Here is a 13,172-nt window from a genome sequence, read left to right as displayed (position 1 = left end):
AGGAATGGCTATTGCGCTGTGCTGAAATAATAGCCCAGGCCCCGGCGGGTCAGGATAAAGACAGGGGTGGCGGGGTTGTCTTCAATCTTCTCCCGCAGCCGCCGGACCGTGACGTCCACCGTCCGGGCGTCGTCGCCCACATAGCCGTAGTTCCAGACCTGCTCCATCAGGTCGACCCGGGAGTAGACCTTATTGGGGTGGCTGGCCAGGAAGGTCAGCAGTTCGTACTCCCGCTGGGTGAGATCGATGTGCCGGCCCCGGCGGTAGACCTGGCAGCTGTCGGTGTGGATGGTCAGGTCCCCGGCCACAGGCATGGCGTCCTCCTGGGAGGCGGAGGCCGCCATGGCGGTGCGCCGGATGTTGGCCCGGACCCGGGCGATCAGCTCACGCATGGAAAAGGGCTTTGTGATATAGTCATCGGCGCCGATCTCAAGTCCCAGGACCTTGTCGGTTTCCTCCTCCCGGGCGGTGAGGATGATGACGGGCACGTTGTCCCCGCTCTCCCGCAGGGCCTTGCATACGTCAAAGCCGATCATTTTCGGCAGCATGACGTCCAGCAGGATCAGGTCCGGGCGGGAGGACCTTGCAAGCTCCAGCCCCGCCTCGCCATCATAGGCTTCCAGGGTGTCGAAGCCCTCCCGCTGAAGGTTGAAGCGGAGAATATCCACAATATTTTTTTCATCTTCCACGATCAGGACGGTTTTCTTGCTGTCCATGAAATCCTCCTTACAAATTGAGCAGTACCTTGGTCTTCAGCACGGCGGCCACGGTCTTGGCGTCCTGGAGCTCACCGGCCATCACCCGGTGCACCATCTCGTCGAACGGGACCCGCTCCATGGTGAGAAACTCGTCCTCATCCGGCTGCTGTGCCTCCATGTGAAGGCCCCTGGCCAAAAAGAGGTGCAGGACCTCCCCATAGCAGCCGGGGGCGGGAATGATGGAACCTAAGGGGAGGATGGTGTCCGGCACGGCCCCCGTCTCCTCCTTCAGCTCCCGCAGGGCGCTGGCCATGGGGTCCTCGCCGCTCTCCATTTTACCGGCCGGAATCTCCTGCATGGTGCGGCCGAAGGTGTAGCGGTACTGGCTGACTGTGATGACGTTGTTCCGCTCGTCCAGGGGCAAAATGGCCACGCCGCCCGGATGCTCCACCACCTCGCGGACCGCCTCCTTCCCATTGGGCAGGGCGACCGTGTCCACATGGAGCTGAACGATGCGTCCGCTGTAAATCTCTTTGCGGCTGAGCCGCTTTTCCGTAAAATCCATTTCAAAAGACCTCTTCTGACAAAATTCTTCACAAAATGCTCATATTTATCTGTTATACTGTCATCATACGGCGGGCGGCATCGCGGCTATTATGCCTTGGCGGCGGCCCCGCTAAACAAACCGGCTGTTTGGACTGTGTAATCCTGTGGCAATTATATCATACGGCGCCGAAAAATCCAATCCAATTCTCCCGCTTGAAAGCAAGAGGGGAGTATGGTATACTATCATCCACTTGCAGGGGAGAAGAGGTGGTCCTCACGGAAAAAAAGGGAATTAAGATCGCGGCGCAGAACCGAAAGGCATTCCACGACTATTTTGTGGAGGACCGGTACGAGGCGGGCATCGAGCTCTCCGGCACGGAGGTGAAGTCCATCCGGGCAGGCACGCTGAACCTGAAAGACGCCTACTGCACTGTCAAGGAAGGGGAGATGTGGCTCCACTCCATGCATATCTCTCCCTATGAAAAGGGAAACATCTTCAATAAGGACCCGGTGCGGCCCAGGCGGCTGTTGATGCATAAGCGGGAAATCCGTAAGCTCCACGCTCTGGTGAAGCAGGACGGCTACGCTCTGGTCCCGCTGTCCGTTTATTTCAAGGACGCGCGGGTGAAAATAGAGGTGGGCCTCTGCCGCGGCAAGAAGAACTATGATAAGCGCGAGGCCCTGGCCAGGCGGGAAGCGGGCCGTGAGATGGACCGCGCGGTCAAAGAGAGAAATCGCTGAGAAAGGACGTAGAACAATGTCTGAAGGAAAGAACCCCATCGCTGTCATTGAGCTGAAAAACGGCAAAGTGCTGAAAGCGGAGCTGTATCCGGAGAAGGCGCCCAACACGGTCAGCAACTTCATCGACCTGGCCAACGGAGGGTTTTACGACGGATTGATTTTCCACCGGGTGATCCCCGGATTCATGATCCAGGGCGGCTGCCCCAACGGCAACGGCATGGGAGGCCCCGGATACTCCATCCGCGGGGAATTTTCCGGCAATGGGTTTGCGGAAAACGACCTCAAGCACGTCACCGGCGTGCTCTCCATGGCCCGGGCCATGCAGCCCGACTCCGCCGGCAGCCAGTTTTTTATTATGGTTGCCCCCGCACCCCATCTGGACGGGCAGTACGCCGCGTTCGGCCAGGTATTTGAAGGGGTGGAGGAGGCCATCCGGATCTCCGAGGTGAAGACGGACTGGAACGACAAACCCAAGGAGCCGGTGGTGATCCAGTCCATCCGTGTGGACACCCAGGGCGTGGAGTATCCCCAGCCGGAAAAGAAGTAAGGAGTGAACGCTCTATGAGAACCGCGATTATCACCGGCGCATCCTCCGGCCTGGGCCAGGAGTTTGCGCGGCAGTTCACGGATGTGTTTCCCAATGTGGAGTGCGTCTGGCTGATTGCCCGCCGCCGGGAGCGGCTGGAGGCTGTCCAGGACGCGCTGGCGGAGCTTCAGGTGGAGATCCTTCCCCTGGACCTGTGCGAGGGGGCCAGTTTTGCCTATCTGGAGGAAAAGCTGCGGCTGGATCAGCCCAATGTGACGCTGCTGATCAACTGCGCCGGCTGCGGTTATTTGGGCAACGTGGGCGAGATGCCCACCCAGACTCAGACCCGCATGGTGGACCTCAATGTCCGCGCCCTGACCGCTGTGACCAATTTGGTGCTGCCCTATATGAAGGCGGGAGCGCGCATTCTCAACGTGTCGTCCATCGCGTCGTTCTGCGTCAATCCCAGGATGACGGTCTACTCCGCAAGCAAGGCATACGTCTCCCGGTTTACCGTTGGGATCAGCGAGGAGCTGCGCAAGAAGGGCATCCACGCCACGGCGGTCTGCCCTGGACCCATGGAGACGGAGTTTCTCACCTTGGGCGGAATCACCGGCAACTCCCGGATGTTTGAAACCCTGCCCTACTGCGACCAGGTGCGGGTGGCGGCGGGCGCGCTGCGGGCGGCCCGGGCCGGGCGGACCATTTACACGCCCAGGGCTTTCTATAAGTTCTACCGGCTGGCGGCAAAGGTGCTGCCGGAGCAGATAGTTGCAAAAATTGCCAAGACCTGATCAATTCATGCACAGCGCCGCCGCGCACTTCGCGGCGTGCGGCGGCGCCTGTAAGCGTTTCCCCAACCGACACCAGATATGGGGGTGTACCGGTTTCGACGGGGGTATGGAGGCTGGATAAGCGGGCGGATGCGCCTAACATCCTTAAAATGGGCATTTTATAAATTAAAGAACAACAACACTGTTGCTGTTGCTGCCTAACTAAAGGCAGCCGTCCGACCGGACAGGACCGCGGGTCCGGAAGGGCGTCGTTTAGCGGTAAATGTGAGTACAGTAAGCTTTGCCTGTGCCACACATCATGAAGCTCACCTGACCTGACGGCGTGGCGGCTTGCCGCCGGGAAGGGGAACGGGAAGAGAAAGACTTCCAAAATAACCGCCTGCGCCCGGAGAAAGTCCTGTCAAAGTGCTTTCGGACGGGGGTTCAACTCCCCCCACCTCCACCAAAAAAGAATCCCTGAACCCACAACGGTTTCAGGGATTTTTCTTTTATTTTCAATGGTTTGCTGGTTTTCTGATTTTGCTTTTTATATGCTTAAAATAGCATTCGTGTGCAAAATTTATCCAAAATTTGCACACGAAATTGCACACAAAAAACCGGATCAATCCGGTTTAAAAAGCTCCTCAAATTTACTGTCGATTTTTGCATCATATTCAATCTCCCTCTCACGTATCGTGTGTTGATATACCGTTTTCAACATATTGTTTGTAGCATGACCCATACGCTTCATCCCGTATTTATCCGGTATCCCTTCCGCAAGCATGATTGATGCGTTCATATGCCGCAGGTCGTGGAACCTGAAATGAGGGGTCCCTGCTTTTTCACAAATTCGGCTAAACCCGCTGTAAATGGCCTTTCCAGTCAAAGGGACAATATGGGTTCCCTTGTTAGGCTGCGCATTGATCAAAGTCTTGATAGGGTCGGGCAGATGGATTCTCCGCGTTCCGCTATATGTCTTAGTCCCCTTTTCTACCGGGCCATTTTCACCCATAACGATCGCACGGCGTATATGAAGGTAATCTCCGTCGATGTCGCTCCACTCTAATCCCAAAATTTCAGATTGCCTTAAACCAAGCCAGAGCGCGAGGATGATAGGCAGTTCGTATCGAGTTCCCCTGCTTGCTTCCACAATGGCCTTTATTTCGCCCTCTGACGGGATATGAATATCAGCCTTTACCTTTTGCGGCAAAGTGGTCTTAAGCGCCATGCTGGGCTTATATTCGCTCAGAATTGCACTAAGAAAGCCGTGGGCGTTTGCAATTGTTTTTGCGGATTTTCCAGACTTGACTAATCCGTTTACCCAGTGTTGAATTTTCTCCTGCGTCAGATCGGGGAGGGATGTGCTGCTGATAGGGCCCATTAGGTTTTTCTTGATTTTTTTATAGCCGGCAATGGTAGAGGGAGACAAGACTGCATCCTTTGATTCTATATATCGGTCTGCCGCCTCGCTGACAGTGATTCTCCTTGGCGATTTATCGTTTTCGATACTCTTTGTTTTGATACCGCTGGCCCAGTAGATGCATTCCTCCGGCGTGGCAAATGTCTTGCCGGTGCGCTTGCCGTCCACCATCACTTGGATACGGTATTTCCCAGATGAAAGTTTTTTTGGCTCTGGAATCTTCAAATTGCATCCTCCTCCCATCTTTGATAAAATGGAAGGGCAGCGAGGCCCACAAAGCTTACTGCCCTTATACCCGCCCCTGGTACTCACAATACCAGGGGCGGGCTTACTTTTCCATACTTAGTAGGGATAAATTTTATTTACTCACAGTGATCTCACTTGTTTCAAAAATGGTATCCCACGTATCACCATCGAGCGCAATAAACTTGAAACTTGCATTGTCAATAGTGGTTATATAATTTTTATCAAGGGCGCTCTGATAAAGTGTAATTTCATCAATTGCAGTCTTTCCAGCAGCAATGTCACAAGAGAAAATGGAGTCCGTCATAATTCCGTTTACAGAAAGGTTCCTGACCTGAATCATGACATCACGATTGCTGTCGTTTACGATTTTGAGCTTGATGCCGTATCCGCCCATGTAGGAATCACTTGTGCTGATGCCATGATAATAGATTTTGATATTTTCCTTATCGACAATAAGCCCGTCCGTGTTGGTCTGTGTCGGAGTAGTTGAGGCAGAACCGGGAGTTTTCAAAACAACAGTATTTGAGCTTCCATCCCAAGCAACATTCAACCCAAGCGCCTCGGAAATGGCTCTGACCGGCAAATAGTTGGTCCCATCAAACATAAACGGCTCCACAGGGTTTCCCTTTGCATCCTTCAGATCCAATTTCTTTCCATCAAGAGTGACACTAATATTCTTGTACTCAAGTGTCTTTTGGATGGTGCCTGTCTGGGCGACTGCGGTCACAACCAATACAACCAACAGTAGGGAAGTGAGTACGCCGGAGATAAATCCTTTTGTTCTTTCTCGTTTCATTTTCTCTTTCCTCCATTTTATTTTTTACCGCTCTCCAACGGCTTGGATACAATAGTTCAACCTGGGCAACCTACCACAAAACGCATGTGGAGGAAGCCGATGGTCAAAAACAAAGTAAAGCAACGCAGACAGGAGATGGGGATTACGTTGGATCAGTTGTCTGCAAAAAGCGGTGTACCCGTCAGTACAATCAGCGATGTAGAGCAGGGAGGGGAGCCACGGGTTAAGACGGCTCAGCGAATCGCACACGCGCTGCTCTGTACTGTTGATGAATTATGGCCCGATTAGCTCCGTTTCGGCGGAGCTTTTCTGTTGGGTACAGCCTGAAAGCATTGCAAATCAATGGCAAAATTCCGGCTTACCGGAAATTACAAAATTCGCGTAATTTCGACATTCAATAAGTTCATTATATAATCAGAACAAGTGAGGAAAAATGTGCCAGAAAACCTCGAATTTTAGACAAAAAATGCAACAACAATTTTGAAAAACACCCTATTGAATCCCAAGCATCTTGGTGTTATACTATCCTCACTGAATGGAACAAATATTCGATTTGAGGAGGAGCAACTGGATGAAGCTGGAACAAGAGAACTGCTGTGGTGAATTGCTCCACAGCGAGGTACATACGAGCGCCCCGGAAAAGGGTACTTATATGCCAAGCGAGGAGGATATTTCAAGAGTCATTGAAAAAATCAGCCGTTTAGATGATGAACAACTTGATTGGTTTATACATCAAATGCAGCATCAAGGATTTTTTCCATGCGACGAAACGTATCCTGATCCAAAGTAGCAATCCACGTAACCAATCTCAGCTTGGCACTATCTGCGCAGATTGTTTTCCAAATCCCCTCGTCTACTTGGGCGGGGGGATTGTTTTCATCCCAGCCAAGCAAGTGAGCAGCTGACACGTTAAGCGCGTCTGCAATGGATTCCAGTCTATCGAGTGGTATTTTCTCCGTTTCTCCTGTTGCATAGCGTTGCAATGCAGATTTTGAAATTCCGGTTCGATCTGCCAATTCAACATATGTTGTGTTGGCTGCCCTCATAGCGGCCATTAATCTGTCGGCTATTCTTTCCATATTGTTTTCCCTCCGATGCTCAGAATATATCATAGGTTTCCCACTTTTGCAACAAGCAAAGGCAAATTTAAAAAAATATTTCCCAAAAGTGGGTTGACAGCATTCTAACAACGTAGTATGATATGGGTGTTCCCAAAAGTGGGAAATAGATATCAAAAGGAGGTGTGGCCGTCTTGGTCAACGCAAACCTGCTTAAGGGGAAAATTGCAGCGGCTGGCTATAGCCAGCAAAGCCTTGCACCAAAAGTAAAAATGAGCGTAAACTCCCTTAACGCAAAAATAAATGGTCGGAAGAAGTTTGACACTGATGAAGTGTCCCGAATTTGTAGCGCCCTTGGCATTACAGATCCAAATGAGAAGTGTAATATTTTTTTATTCTAAAATTCCCAAAAGTGGGAAAATGGATTGCAACTCAGACGGCCAAATAGATGAATGATGAAAGCCAAGATACCACTGGGACTGGGCAAAAGAGAACCAAGGCAAGGACAGCGCATGAAAGGAGGAGAGAGCATGGATCGCGAGCAGACGACAATCCGCCTGCCCGGTGAGCTGAAGGAGCAGCTACAGCGGGAGGCGGACAGACGGGGAATTACGCTTCATGATCTTGTGATGTTTATTCTGTGGGAAGTGTTGCAACGTATCGCTCCAGGATGAACTCAATCTCTTTCGCTGTTGAACGCTTGTTTTTATCTGCTTCAACCTTTATGCGCTCCAACAACTCGGAGTTGATTCGCATGGTAAAACGGGTTTGATCGTCACGGGTAAAGGGGTCATTTTTCTTCATAGCAAATCCTCCTTTAAATGTCATTATGACACCATGAAGAAAAAAAGTAAAGACACCGTATTGACACCAGAAAGCAGACGTGCTATTATGCATATGAAAGGTGGTGTCAATAATATGACAAATGAAACGGAGCGGTTTACACTCCGAATCACTAAGGAACTTAAACATCAACTTGAAACAACCAGAAAAAGGATGGGAGTTTCTTTAAACGCCCTTGTCCTGCAAATCCTTTGGGACTGGGCAAAAGAGAACCAAGGCAAGGACAGCGCATGAAAGGAGGAGAGTAAAACATATGAGCCCGATACAAATTGCATCGCTTATTCTTGGTATATCTTCAATCATTTTAGGTGTTTTAACAGCAATTTCCAATCTGCGAGATCGGCAGATAGAGCGAGAGATGTTCCGCGAATGGGACCACGACTCGTCCCGAGACGAAAATCATACGAACCCGGAAGCGTAGGGTTCCATTTGTCTGTTTCCATAAAGAGTTGAACGGCACTTAGCGGCTCAATTTTGATTGGGAATTTCTGTGTGCGTTCTCCGGCCTTTCCAGACAAATCCGGATGAGCATATGTAAAAACCATAGTGCTGATTTCCCCGAACTTGTGTTCCACGTCATTATCATAAAACGCAGCACTCGTAATAGAAATGCCCAGCCACGACTTATTCACAAATTCGACAATCAGCAGCAACATCCCGGATTCCTTTAAAACATACTTTACTTTTATGTCTAAACGGCGCATGTGAGATATCCGGTTTTCTGCAAAGTTAAACAGAGACATTGCGAATCCGGCAAACGCAATCGCAAAAGTTACATTTTGTATGGAAAGCCAAGTTGGCATATAAAATCACCTCAAACAAAGTTTACCATGCATAGCTCGAACCGTCCAGACTACCCGTGAAATTTTGGATCTACCGGAGCCAGCAAGGACAGCGCATGAAAGGAGGAGAGCACGCTGAAAATCTATCAGTGGATGGACAGGCTATTTGACCCCCACCCAAAGAGGTCAGAGAGCGCAGAGATAAATCCAGCATAATGCTCTACTACGAGGCCCAAGACAAAAGTTGCCGTCGGTATAAGTACAGATGCTACAGAAACCTTATTTTGAAATCGTTGCTGGCGTTCATCCTTGGCCTTTTGGTCGCGTATGCTTTCAAACTCAGCTTATGAATCCAATGTGGGCTGTACTGGGGTGTGTTGCCCTTGCATTATCCGTGGTTGGATGTAAAAAAGCAAACATTGCCTTGGCGGTGTCTGGGCAGTGTTTAGGAGTAATCGTCTTGTGTTTGCTTTTTTATACTGCCAAATAAGCAGAAAGAGAGCGCACGAAATAGGAAAAGAAAATCCCCGCCAGGGTGCGACCTGACGGGGCAAGAACAAACAGATGATTAAGGTTCAACGGATTCAATGTCCTCATAATCTATGCCAGATGATAGATCCGGGCTGCCTGCTACAAACCCGACCCAAGCAGGAATTCCAGCAGAATTATCTGGTTCAAATAGGGACAAAGTAACAAACTCCATACCATCGTCCATCATATCTTTAGCCTTTTGATAAAGTTCCTTAACGGAAATTGTAATTTCATTCATGCAACCACCTCCTTTTCCAATATTTTATCAAAGGTAAATGAAGGGCGCAAGTCAAATAAAAAGCGTCCTGTCCAGTGCGCCAACACCAGACAGGGCAGAGAGGAGTCCAATATGCGGGAGAACCTAAGAGCCGCCCGGAAGGCCAAGGGCATGACGCAGCAGGCTATGGCGGATGAGCTGGGTGTCCACGAGCGATACTATAAGGCGTTGGAAAGCGGTGAGCGGCTCGGAAGTATTGAGATATGGGACAGGCTTGAGGATATGTTCGGCGTCAATCAGCGTGTCTTGCGAGAGGTTCTTTCGCAAGGAAACGAAAGGAAGTAGACATGACCAAACACGACAAATTTTTATTAGTCATTACAGTTGTGAATGCGGTTTTCTTATTTATCAGCATCCTGCGTTTTGGATGGTTTGTATGATAATTACGATTAGTTCAATAATAGCGATTACCGTTGGCGTTACGAATTTCCAGTCCTTATATGGATACAGAAATTTAAGGCCGTCGATTGTAAGTCGCGGATGAGCGTAATCGACGACAACCCGCCCACTTTCCATTGTGGAAACCCGCAGACCTTCAACATATCCCTTTTCCTGGCATTGCTTGAGAGCATATCGTTCGGTATCGCTAAGATGTGGGAGTTCGGCAGTGTTATCGAGCAGAGAAAGGACGTGTCTCATGTTTTTTTCCATTTCTTTTCTGGAGTTATTCATTTTAATTCCCTCTCATGCTTTGCGAGAAACCCATCCCGGCACAGCAAATAATCCGTAGAAACATCAAAACAGTCAGCAATCTTGACCAAGACAGAAAAGGACGGTTCCCGATCGTCGCTTTCATAGGCCCTGTATGAACGCAAACCAATTTCAAGTAAATCAGCCATCGCCTGGGCCGTAAATCCCTTTGATTTTCTGGTTTCATTTAGACGCTTTCCAAAAGTCATTTGCAAGCCCTCCCGTTATTCTTTGGTGTTCATATTGTACACTTTATAAAAAGCACTTGACAGTGCGCAGTACGAGCACTATAATAACGACAAGAATAGTGCTCTAATCGAGCACTATAAAAGGAGGGACAACGCAATGACAATCAACAGCTTATTGCAGGACATCATTGTAGGCGACCACACATCAGGAGCAAAGTACCCGGATGGAAGCGGCGGGAAAGACCAGTACACGCTGATTGTTTTCATGGATGGGCACGGGAAGATTCTGAATGCAAAAGTCAAGAAGGCCAAAATAGAAAGGGGGATGCTGTTGATTTCGGCAGATGGAGAAAAAAATCCCGCCTGATGCTGGAACATCAGACGGGGCAGAACCTAAATCAACACGAAAAGGCTCTTTGAGAGGATTATAACGCTCCAGGGGCCAAAAATCAAGGAGGAACATATGCCAAAGGTAAAACTTGGGCGGGACCCGGCGGAAGAACGGGCAAAAACCATTCGATCCGTCATCAACGCTAAAAGGGGAGAGCGGGACATTCAAAGCCAAAAGGACTTGGCGGAGATGGCCGGCATTAACAGGACTACACTCAGCGCGAAAATGCGAAACGGCACTTGGACTCTTGCGGATTTAACAAGATTGGACAGGGTGCTACGGTTTGATGTTGATGACCTGCGGCAGATCGTGAGGGGTTCAAGATGAAGCAAACGAGAGAACAGCGCCGGCGGCGCAAACAGGAGCAGCGGATCATCGTGACGGCTATCCTGACCATCCTGATCGCGCTGCTGTTAGCCGGCAAGGCCAACAGCGAGTGGACAGGCCAGAGCGTGGGGGAGCAGGTCTGCGAGGCGGTGTTTGTGACAAAGGACTGGGAGTGAGCATATGGACAAGCCGTGCAGGCGCTGCCGGAGAAAGAGCTGCAAGGACCATTGCACGGAGTGGAACAAATGGTTTTGCCAGTACTGGGCGGCGTTGCGTAAGAAATGCCTGAAGGAGAGAAACACCATGAGAAGATACCCACACTGTGAAGAGTGCGGCAGCGAGATCAACCCCAATAAGTACGAGGACTGCGAGCGGTATTACGTATCCAATGGCCGTGTCCTTTGCAGGGAGTGCTTTCTGTCCGAGGCCGAGGAATACCTGGAGCGTAATACAGAGGACTTTGCCCGCGCTGTGGGCGCGGCAATTGTGGAGGTGTAAAAGTGGAAGGATTCATGAAACGGGTATCCGCGGTACAGGCGGAGCTGAAGGCGCCGAAGGGGCAAACCAACAAATTCGGCGGATACCGCTACCGCTCCTGCGAGGATATTTTGGAGGCGGTGAAGCCTCTTTTGAAAAAGTACGGTCTGGTGCTGACGATCTCGGATGAGATGATCCAGCTGGACGCCCGGTATTACATACGCGCGACTGCCGCCTTGCGGGATACGGAGAGCGAGGCGGAGATGACAAACAGCGCATACGCCCGGGAGGCGGAGAGCAAGAAAGGGATGGACGAGAGCCAGATCACCGGCACAGCGTCCAGCTACGCCAGGAAATACGCCCTGAACGGTCTGTTCTGCATCGACGACACCAGGGACGCGGACACAAACAGCTACACCGAGGTCCAGCAAAAGGCGCAAGCGCAGCATGAAATCCTCTGTGAGCGGTGCGGGAGCTTCCTCTACCCGGTGACAAAGCGCAACGGCGAAACCTGGGAAGTGGAGGATATGGAGAAATACAGCAAGCGGCATTTTGGCGCCTGCCTGTGCGCCGATTGCATGAAGACCGCACAGAAGGAGCAGAACAATGCAGGCTGATTTGATTACGGAGATTGGCTCCAAGACCCGCCTGCTGGATGCGGCGATCAAAGAGGTGGGCAAGCGCGGCCAGACCTATGCGCAGACGGAGCGCAGCTACCGGGTGGCCCTCGCAAAAAAGACGATGGAAGAGCGTGAAAAGGGGACCCCGGTGACTATCATCTCCGACATCTGCCGGGGAGACCGGGAGATCGCAAAACTGCGGTTTGAGCGGGACTGCGCGGAGGTGGTCTACAAGTCCGCGATGGAGGCGATCAACTCCTACAAGCTTCAAATCCGCATTTTGGATGCCCAGGTACAGAGGGAGTGGTCCGGATGCACAAAATGACAAAGTACACCTCAATTTCTCCGGCGGTCAAGAGAGCCGTATTCCTGCGCGACAACGGGTGCTGCGTCCTGTGCCGCTCTCCGTATGGGGAGCCGGTTGCCCATGTCGTGCGGCGAAGCCAGGGCGGTCTCGGGACTGAGCGGAACGTTGTGACGCTGTGCCGGAGCTGCCATCGGGCATATGACGAGGGAGCGAATTTGAGCGGGTATGGCGCGGGTACAACGCAAGAAAGCCTGTACTGCTACCTGGTGGCATACCTCAAAGGCTTCTACCCGGACTGGAACCGTGCAGACATGATTTACAAGAAAGGAATGGACTATGGAGAAGCTGTTGATGACGCGCGGTGAAGCTGCGCAGGCTTTGAGCATCAGCGTTGACACGCTGGATGAACTGAGAGGCGCGGGGAAAATCCGCGCTGTGCATATCGGGGCGCGGGTATACTACAGCCCGGACGAGCTCAAATCGTTCATCACAAAGGAGGGCGATTTGAAGTGTTGAACCGGATTTTGCTGCAAGGGCGGCTGTGCGCGGACCCGGAGCTGCGCAGGACCCAGGGAGGGACTGCGGTGACTTCCTTCCGGATCGCTGTGGATCGTGATTTCAAGAACCAGAGCGGCGAGAAGGAAACCGACTTCATCGACATCGTTGCATGGCGCGGTACGGCGGAGTTCGTCAGCCAGTACTTTGCCAGGGGCCGCATGGCCGTGGTGGAGGGCAGGCTTCAGATTCGCACCTGGACGGACAAGGAGGGCGGCAGGCGTACCTCTGCGGAGGTGGTGGCCGACAACGTCTATTTCGGTGATTCCAAGCGGGAGGGCGGAGAGCCCCCTTCCGGACGCAGCTCCGCCGCTTCTCCGGTGGACGCCCATTCCGATTTTGTTGAGATTCCTGAAGACGGCCGGCTTCCTTTTTAAGGC

Annotated in this window: 26 protein-coding genes and 1 other RNA gene; 17 read left to right on the top strand and 10 right to left on the bottom strand. The window is 51.5% G+C overall.

What is annotated here, in order from left to right; translation table 11 throughout:
- Nucleotides 1-8: 8 nt before the first annotated feature.
- Nucleotides 9-716 carry a response regulator gene (locus KQI82_RS12640; RefSeq protein WP_216633094.1) on the bottom strand — a complete coding sequence of 236 codons (708 nt, stop codon included), beginning with the start codon at nucleotides 714-716 and terminating at the stop codon, nucleotides 9-11.
- Nucleotides 717-726: 10 nt separating this feature from the next.
- Nucleotides 727-1,263: an NUDIX domain-containing protein gene (locus tag KQI82_RS12635; protein ID WP_216633093.1), complete on the bottom strand. Its 537-nt coding sequence runs from the start codon at nucleotides 1,261-1,263 to the stop codon at nucleotides 727-729.
- 248 nt (nucleotides 1,264-1,511) lie between these two features.
- On the opposite strand from KQI82_RS12635, the gene smpB reads away from it, so the two are divergent.
- The 4 genes from smpB (at nucleotide 1,512) to ssrA (ending at nucleotide 3,750) form a co-directional block, all read left to right on the top strand.
- A complete protein-coding gene (gene smpB / locus KQI82_RS12630) occupies nucleotides 1,512-1,985 on the top strand; it encodes an SsrA-binding protein SmpB (RefSeq protein ID WP_338148979.1) in 474 nt (157 codons plus the stop codon).
- A 16-nt stretch (nucleotides 1,986-2,001) separates the two neighbouring features.
- A complete protein-coding gene (locus tag KQI82_RS12625) occupies nucleotides 2,002-2,532 on the top strand; it encodes a peptidylprolyl isomerase (RefSeq protein WP_216633092.1) in 531 nt (176 codons plus the stop codon).
- Between the two features lie 14 nt (nucleotides 2,533-2,546).
- Entirely contained in the window at nucleotides 2,547-3,305 is a 759-nt protein-coding gene (locus KQI82_RS12620; RefSeq protein WP_216633091.1) for an SDR family NAD(P)-dependent oxidoreductase, read from the top strand.
- A gap of 80 nt (nucleotides 3,306-3,385) precedes the next feature.
- Nucleotides 3,386-3,750, top strand: a transfer-messenger RNA (tmRNA) gene (gene ssrA, locus KQI82_RS12615).
- 156 nt (nucleotides 3,751-3,906) lie between these two features.
- On the opposite strand, the gene KQI82_RS12610 is transcribed toward ssrA, so the two are convergent.
- Nucleotides 3,907-4,929 (bottom strand): site-specific integrase, encoded by a 1,023-nt coding sequence (locus KQI82_RS12610; protein ID WP_216633090.1) that lies wholly within the window; start codon nucleotides 4,927-4,929, stop codon nucleotides 3,907-3,909.
- A 133-nt stretch (nucleotides 4,930-5,062) separates the two neighbouring features.
- Nucleotides 5,063-5,746 carry a stalk domain-containing protein gene (locus KQI82_RS12605; protein ID WP_216633089.1) on the bottom strand — a complete coding sequence of 228 codons (684 nt, stop codon included), beginning with the start codon at nucleotides 5,744-5,746 and terminating at the stop codon, nucleotides 5,063-5,065.
- Between the two features lie 84 nt (nucleotides 5,747-5,830).
- On the opposite strand from KQI82_RS12605, the gene KQI82_RS15960 reads away from it, so the two are divergent.
- Complete coding sequence (locus tag KQI82_RS15960; protein ID WP_420908115.1) at nucleotides 5,831-6,034, top strand: helix-turn-helix transcriptional regulator; 204 nt, start codon at nucleotides 5,831-5,833, stop codon at nucleotides 6,032-6,034.
- Between the two features lie 437 nt (nucleotides 6,035-6,471).
- Here KQI82_RS15960 and KQI82_RS12595 read toward each other — a convergent pair whose 3' ends face one another.
- Nucleotides 6,472-6,825, bottom strand: coding sequence for a helix-turn-helix domain-containing protein (locus tag KQI82_RS12595; RefSeq protein WP_216633087.1), 354 nt, complete (start codon nucleotides 6,823-6,825; stop codon nucleotides 6,472-6,474).
- Between the two features lie 173 nt (nucleotides 6,826-6,998).
- Here KQI82_RS12595 and KQI82_RS12590 point away from each other — a divergent pair, with 173 nt between their 5' ends.
- Entirely contained in the window at nucleotides 6,999-7,205 is a 207-nt protein-coding gene (locus KQI82_RS12590; RefSeq protein ID WP_216633086.1) for a helix-turn-helix domain-containing protein, read from the top strand.
- A 232-nt stretch (nucleotides 7,206-7,437) separates the two neighbouring features.
- On the opposite strand, the gene KQI82_RS12585 is transcribed toward KQI82_RS12590, so the two are convergent.
- Nucleotides 7,438-7,608 carry a hypothetical protein gene (locus KQI82_RS12585; protein WP_216633085.1) on the bottom strand — a complete coding sequence of 57 codons (171 nt, stop codon included), beginning with the start codon at nucleotides 7,606-7,608 and terminating at the stop codon, nucleotides 7,438-7,440.
- Between the two features lie 33 nt (nucleotides 7,609-7,641).
- Here KQI82_RS12585 and KQI82_RS12580 point away from each other — a divergent pair, with 33 nt between their 5' ends.
- Complete coding sequence (locus KQI82_RS12580; protein ID WP_216633084.1) at nucleotides 7,642-7,881, top strand: toxin-antitoxin system HicB family antitoxin; 240 nt, start codon at nucleotides 7,642-7,644, stop codon at nucleotides 7,879-7,881.
- Nucleotides 7,882-7,946: 65 nt separating this feature from the next.
- On the opposite strand, the gene KQI82_RS12575 is transcribed toward KQI82_RS12580, so the two are convergent.
- Together KQI82_RS12575 and KQI82_RS12570 are read right to left on the bottom strand one after the other, a co-directional pair.
- Nucleotides 7,947-8,450: a hypothetical protein gene (locus KQI82_RS12575; RefSeq protein ID WP_216633083.1), complete on the bottom strand. Its 504-nt coding sequence runs from the start codon at nucleotides 8,448-8,450 to the stop codon at nucleotides 7,947-7,949.
- Nucleotides 8,451-8,997: 547 nt separating this feature from the next.
- Nucleotides 8,998-9,198 (bottom strand): hypothetical protein, encoded by a 201-nt coding sequence (locus tag KQI82_RS12570; RefSeq protein ID WP_216633082.1) that lies wholly within the window; start codon nucleotides 9,196-9,198, stop codon nucleotides 8,998-9,000.
- A 111-nt stretch (nucleotides 9,199-9,309) separates the two neighbouring features.
- On the opposite strand from KQI82_RS12570, the gene KQI82_RS12565 reads away from it, so the two are divergent.
- Nucleotides 9,310-9,522, top strand: coding sequence for a helix-turn-helix transcriptional regulator (locus KQI82_RS12565; protein WP_216633081.1), 213 nt, complete (start codon nucleotides 9,310-9,312; stop codon nucleotides 9,520-9,522).
- Between the two features lie 63 nt (nucleotides 9,523-9,585).
- On the opposite strand, the gene KQI82_RS12560 is transcribed toward KQI82_RS12565, so the two are convergent.
- Entirely contained in the window at nucleotides 9,586-9,909 is a 324-nt protein-coding gene (locus KQI82_RS12560) for a hypothetical protein (protein WP_216633080.1), read from the bottom strand.
- Nucleotides 9,906-10,136, bottom strand: coding sequence for a helix-turn-helix domain-containing protein (locus KQI82_RS12555; RefSeq protein ID WP_216633079.1), 231 nt, complete (start codon nucleotides 10,134-10,136; stop codon nucleotides 9,906-9,908). The genes KQI82_RS12560 and KQI82_RS12555 overlap by 4 nt, the downstream gene beginning before the upstream one ends.
- Nucleotides 10,137-10,272: 136 nt before the next feature.
- Here KQI82_RS12555 and KQI82_RS12550 point away from each other — a divergent pair, with 136 nt between their 5' ends.
- The 9 genes from KQI82_RS12550 (at nucleotide 10,273) to KQI82_RS12510 (ending at nucleotide 13,169) form a co-directional block, all read left to right on the top strand.
- Nucleotides 10,273-10,482: a hypothetical protein gene (locus KQI82_RS12550; RefSeq protein WP_216633078.1), complete on the top strand. Its 210-nt coding sequence runs from the start codon at nucleotides 10,273-10,275 to the stop codon at nucleotides 10,480-10,482.
- Between the two features lie 96 nt (nucleotides 10,483-10,578).
- Nucleotides 10,579-10,833 carry a helix-turn-helix domain-containing protein gene (locus KQI82_RS12545; protein WP_216633077.1) on the top strand — a complete coding sequence of 85 codons (255 nt, stop codon included), beginning with the start codon at nucleotides 10,579-10,581 and terminating at the stop codon, nucleotides 10,831-10,833.
- Nucleotides 10,830-11,009, top strand: a complete 180-nt coding sequence (locus tag KQI82_RS12540; RefSeq protein ID WP_216633076.1) for a hypothetical protein — start codon at nucleotides 10,830-10,832, stop codon at nucleotides 11,007-11,009. Before KQI82_RS12545 ends, KQI82_RS12540 begins: the two co-directional genes overlap by 4 nt.
- Nucleotides 11,010-11,136: 127 nt before the next feature.
- Nucleotides 11,137-11,331, top strand: a complete 195-nt coding sequence (locus tag KQI82_RS12535; RefSeq protein WP_216633075.1) for a hypothetical protein — start codon at nucleotides 11,137-11,139, stop codon at nucleotides 11,329-11,331.
- A gap of 14 nt (nucleotides 11,332-11,345) precedes the next feature.
- Nucleotides 11,346-11,927, top strand: coding sequence for an ERF family protein (locus KQI82_RS12530; protein WP_216633074.1), 582 nt, complete (start codon nucleotides 11,346-11,348; stop codon nucleotides 11,925-11,927).
- Nucleotides 11,917-12,255 (top strand): hypothetical protein, encoded by a 339-nt coding sequence (locus tag KQI82_RS12525; RefSeq protein ID WP_216633073.1) that lies wholly within the window; start codon nucleotides 11,917-11,919, stop codon nucleotides 12,253-12,255. The genes KQI82_RS12530 and KQI82_RS12525 overlap by 11 nt, the downstream gene beginning before the upstream one ends.
- The gene (locus KQI82_RS15955) at nucleotides 12,243-12,602 is read left to right on the top strand and encodes an HNH endonuclease (RefSeq protein WP_216633072.1); all 360 of its coding nucleotides are present in this window, start codon (nucleotides 12,243-12,245) and stop codon (nucleotides 12,600-12,602) included. The genes KQI82_RS12525 and KQI82_RS15955 overlap by 13 nt, the downstream gene beginning before the upstream one ends.
- The gene (locus KQI82_RS12515) at nucleotides 12,574-12,753 is read left to right on the top strand and encodes a helix-turn-helix domain-containing protein (protein WP_241426706.1); all 180 of its coding nucleotides are present in this window, start codon (nucleotides 12,574-12,576) and stop codon (nucleotides 12,751-12,753) included. The genes KQI82_RS15955 and KQI82_RS12515 overlap by 29 nt, the downstream gene beginning before the upstream one ends.
- Nucleotides 12,747-13,169 carry a single-stranded DNA-binding protein gene (locus KQI82_RS12510; protein ID WP_216633070.1) on the top strand — a complete coding sequence of 141 codons (423 nt, stop codon included), beginning with the start codon at nucleotides 12,747-12,749 and terminating at the stop codon, nucleotides 13,167-13,169. The genes KQI82_RS12515 and KQI82_RS12510 overlap by 7 nt, the downstream gene beginning before the upstream one ends.
- Nucleotides 13,170-13,172: the final 3 nt, after the last annotated feature.

Source organism: Dysosmobacter acutus (genome assembly GCF_018919205.1).
Taxonomy (GTDB): domain Bacteria; phylum Bacillota; class Clostridia; order Oscillospirales; family Oscillospiraceae; genus Oscillibacter; species Oscillibacter acutus.
Note: the sequence above shows the minus strand (reverse complement) of the source record. Positions and strands in the feature narration are given on the sequence as shown.